The following is a 3,895-nucleotide window of genomic DNA, read 5'->3' as shown; positions in this document are numbered from 1 at the left end:
ATGTGGCATTCAATCTTGAGTAAGTTCTAACTCGAGATCATAGTAGATTTTGAAAAGCACCCTTTGGGGAGCTCTGTTAGAGTTACCCTTTTATAGCCACTGATAAAAAAGATAATTTTCTGCTAATCTATGCTTGACTTTTCATAGCTGGTCTCCTGTAAATAACCGAATCGGTTATCCATAAACACTGTATCATAAATAACCGATTCGGTCAATAGCGTTTTGTTCTATTTTCGGGGCTTGTACGTTTTGGCAAGCAATTCGGGTGTGGCCACACTCCGAAATTTTCACAGGCCGCAGGCCCGTGAAAATGCTTGTTGGGGAGCTCCCCAAACCCGCCGGACTTCTGGACACTTTGTCCAGAAGTCCCTGGTTGTCTGCGGCCCGGAGCTATCGCTCCTGGGCCTTATTTTCACGCCCATCCGTATGGCCGAGCAGATGGTCAATGTTCGCCTTGACCGCCACGGCCTGCCGCATTTCCGCCTGGGCCTTGCGGTATTCCGCATAAAGGGCCTTTCTCTTTTCGGAGAGCTCCCGGCGCTCCTTTTTCAGCGCGTCCATTTTCGGGAGCTTCGCCCCGCCCAAAAGATCGCTCATAGTAGCTTTGGCCGCCCGGTAGTCGGCCAGCTCCGCCTCGTGCTGGGCCAGGTACTTTTTAGAATACCGGGCCGCTTTGTAGCTATCGAACACAGGGCGCGTCTTTGCATATTGTACCACCGCCCCCATGAGCTCAGAAGTTTTAGAGAGGGCCGCCTCTGTGTCCCGCAGCTCCCCGGCCAGCTTGTGGGCGCGATCCACAGCCGCCTCTGTGCTGGCGGCCAGCGCTTCATAATCCATTAGATCGTGTTCCCGGAGGTACTGGAGCGCGGCGGCCATCTGTTTGAGGTTGTAAACTTTGGCCCACCGCTCATAGCCGGGCCCCTTGCCCTGGGCCATGCGCTCCCTAATGTCGATAATCAGATTGACGCGCCGGGCCGGGGCCGGGCTGTCCTGGGGAAGCTCCGGGATGGGCCGCTCCCCGGCAATCACCGCCCGGATGTCATCCGGATCGAAACCAGGGCCCAGGGTGGATGCCCGCAGACGGGTGTACTTGTCCTGCCCAGGGGCCAGGAACGAGATCGCGCCGCCCCGCCCATGCTTCACTTGAAAGCCGGACTCCTCCATAAGCCGCAGGAACGTCGGGAAGTCAGCGGGCCTTCGCCCCAGGGCCTCCACGATGGCCAGCCGCACCCGCTGTTGTGCAGAGGGCGGTTTTTCCCCGATCCACTGGCCATAGTGGAGAAAGCGGCCCTTGCTGTGCTGTTTCGGATTTTGAATGACGGACAGCTCATGCTCGATGCACACCCGGTCAGAGAGCCGCCGCACCGCAAAGCTGGAGCCAATGAAGTTATGAAACTTCCGGGAGCAGTCCTGGGCCGTGGAGTTGTAGTAAATGTGATTATGAACGTGCCCTTTGTCGATGTGGGTACAGACAAAGAACTGGTACTTGCCCTTTGTCCAGCGCATGGCCGTTTCATAGCCGATTTTGTTTGCCTCCTCCGGCGTGACCTCACCAGGCGGGAACGCCTGCCGGATCTGAAAGAACAGGGCCCCGCGCTCCACGGCCCGGCCCGTTTCCGCCTGGTACTGGCTCTTTGTCAGAAGAAACTCAGCCGGGGCCGACGCCGGATCGCAGAGGTAGGCAGACACGGCCCCCAGCTTTTTCGGATTGAGCCCGTAGGCTAACCGATCCTCCATCGTCTGGACAGCCGTTTTTCCCGCCGCCACCTTGTAGGGCCGGATGTAAGTTGTAGCGATAGCCGCACCTCCTTTCCCAGCAGAAAAAGCGGGCGGCGGTCTACTCCACCCGCCGCCCGGCACCTCTGGACACTTTGTCCATAAGTATCAGCTCGCCATAAAGTCCATCGCCGCATACTTCACTCCATGCAGGCGCTCCACCAGCCAGCCGCCCAGGGCCGGGAGCCCAAAGGGGGAAACCAGGAACGCCAGCACAAACATGGCGATGCAGCCTACTGTCTGCCCGGCCAGCAGGCAGAGGATCGCCAGCAGGGACAGGCCCACACAAGCCACAATGCACACCGCCCCCGCCACGCAGGACAGGAACGTAAGCACCGCCACAATGAGGATCAGGGCCAGGACAAAGGGAGCCGCGATGATTTTTAAGATTATCCGCATGGTTCATACCTCCTACAAAAGTTCGTTGTTCGCCTCTATATGTATATTATAACTCTGCGGGAGGGGGCCAACAAGGATGCCTCGGCTATCCCCACCTCTGGACAAAATGTCCAGAAGTCGAGATAGCCGGGGAACGGCAGAACCGCTCCCCGGCAGGTCAGAGCCGCACGATGGCGGAGAGCTTTTCCAGCAGATCGGAAAGGGGCCGCCACAGCTTTTCATAGTCCCGTTGCAGAGCCGTAATCTCCTCCGGGTAAATGCCGCCGTAGGTATTCGCCTGGATCGCCACCTGGTTTAGATTGTTGGAGCACCGCCGCTGGAGCGACACCAGCTCCTGGACAGGCGACAGGTCAACATGGAGCACATACCCATTGAGGGCCATTTTCCGCATATAGGCCCCCATATTGCGGATGCCTGCCTCGGCCATGCGCTCCCGGATCAGCGCCAGCTCCTCCTCAGACACCATTACATGGAGATGGATAGGGCGGCGGCGTTTCTTTGTCACCGTTCCTCCCGTTCCAGGCTCCGGCAGATGCGGGGCGGCTCCTTTACCTTGTCCAGCGCCTTTTCCCGTTCCGGGGGCTGGGCGGGGATCGGCGTATTGAATACCCCGGAGAGCCGCAGGGCTTCCTGGTTGGCAAAATCCTGTTCACGCTTCTTGTCCATAATCTTCCTCCTATCTGTCGCCCCGGTCAGGGGCTTTCTTTTTGGGGCCGTCCGGGGCCCGGTGTTCCTGGGCCTCCCGTTGGGCGGTCTTGAGCTGGTCGCGGATTGAGGGCTGTTTATCACCAGCCAGAAGCACCCTTTGTACTCGGATGCTTTCCGTACATTCCACCAGCTTCTCCACGGTAGCCTTTGCTTTTGGTACATAGGCACCCGCCTCGGAGCTCCATTCTGTAAGTCTGCGTCCCTCCGGGAATTGACGCATATCTTCCCACGGCCCCACCGTCTGAGCCAGCGCATCCATGCGCCGCCACACATCCGGGTTGTCCCGCGATGGCTGGAGTTCATAGCAGAACATTTCATCCTCCGTCAACTGTTTTCCATATTCCAGCTCGCCCCAGGCCAGGAACGCGCCGCCCTCCACTGGGAGCCGTTTATCATAGTTCTGGAAACGGATGGGATCGTTGCCGCCGCCCTTTGGGAACGTGCCGATGTCAATGGGCCGTTGTGTGGAATAGTATTTGAAGCTGTCCGGCTGGGGGCCTTCCGATACCAGGGAAACAGAGTTGTCTTTTTCATAGTCAGCCGCCCGTTTCAGAAAATCTTTGACCGCCGCCCGTTCTGTTGTAAAGTAGTGCCCCCAATCAAAAGAACGGCGGCCCCGTTCCTCGGTGACTTTCCAGGTCACATAGGGATCGGGGGCCCGCAGATTTTCCCCCAGGGCAAAACCCGTGTTATCGTCGTAAAGTAAAAGCCGTTTGATTTCATATCCGGCGTTTCGTTCCATATACAGCACCTCCTGGATCAATGAAAAATAGGCCGTTACCTCTGGACAAAGTGTCCAGAAGCGGCGGGGATAGATGTGGAAAGCATTTTAACAAAGCAGGGGTAAGCCATAGAAAGATACGGACTACCCCAAAAGCGGCCCCGGAAAGCCTTGATGCAAGCTGATATGCTACCCCTAAGTAGGACATTGAAAAATGAAACCTACTTGGGGGTATTGTTATGTCCAGGAAAAGTAAGATAGACCCAGTACTCAAGATAAAAGCAGTTGAAG

The 3,895-nt window shown here is 57.2% G+C and carries 5 protein-coding genes; all 5 read right to left on the bottom strand.

What is annotated here, in order from left to right:
* Positions 1–390: 390 nt before the first annotated feature.
* Complete coding sequence (locus ACTQ52_RS12165; RefSeq protein WP_441982768.1) at positions 391–1,737, bottom strand: relaxase/mobilization nuclease domain-containing protein; 1,347 nt, start codon at positions 1,735–1,737, stop codon at positions 391–393.
* 147 nt (positions 1,738–1,884) lie between these two features.
* Positions 1,885–2,175, bottom strand: coding sequence for a CD1845 family protein (locus tag ACTQ52_RS12160; RefSeq protein WP_021903928.1), 291 nt, complete (start codon positions 2,173–2,175; stop codon positions 1,885–1,887).
* 157 nt (positions 2,176–2,332) lie between these two features.
* On the bottom strand, positions 2,333–2,680 hold the full coding sequence (locus ACTQ52_RS12155; protein ID WP_022512589.1) for a plasmid mobilization protein: 348 nt from the start codon (positions 2,678–2,680) through the stop codon (positions 2,333–2,335).
* A complete protein-coding gene (locus ACTQ52_RS12150; protein WP_022512588.1) occupies positions 2,677–2,841 on the bottom strand; it encodes a hypothetical protein in 165 nt (54 codons plus the stop codon). Before ACTQ52_RS12150 ends, ACTQ52_RS12155 begins: the two co-directional genes overlap by 4 nt.
* A gap of 10 nt (positions 2,842–2,851) precedes the next feature.
* The gene (locus ACTQ52_RS12145) at positions 2,852–3,625 is read right to left on the bottom strand and encodes a hypothetical protein (RefSeq protein WP_441982767.1); all 774 of its coding nucleotides are present in this window, start codon (positions 3,623–3,625) and stop codon (positions 2,852–2,854) included.
* Positions 3,626–3,895: the final 270 nt, after the last annotated feature.

The organism is Oribacterium sp. Sow4_G1_1 (assembly GCF_052116105.1).
Lineage (GTDB): Bacteria > Bacillota > Clostridia > Lachnospirales > Lachnospiraceae > Oribacterium.
The sequence above is the reverse complement of the archived record's forward strand: the minus strand, read 5'-3'. Positions and strand labels throughout refer to the sequence as shown.

Excerpts from the sequence above, each read along its gene's own strand:
- ACTQ52_RS12145 (WP_441982767.1), bottom strand. The coding sequence starts at position 3,625 with ATGGAACGAAACGCCGGATATGAAATCAAACGGCTTTTACTTTACGAC.
- ACTQ52_RS12160 (WP_021903928.1), bottom strand. The coding sequence starts at position 2,175 with ATGCGGATAATCTTAAAAATCATCGCGGCTCCCTTTGTCCTGGCCCTG.
- ACTQ52_RS12165 (WP_441982768.1), bottom strand. The coding sequence starts at position 1,737 with ATGGAGGATCGGTTAGCCTACGGGCTCAATCCGAAAAAGCTGGGGGCC.
- ACTQ52_RS12150 (WP_022512588.1), bottom strand. The coding sequence starts at position 2,841 with ATGGACAAGAAGCGTGAACAGGATTTTGCCAACCAGGAAGCCCTGCGG.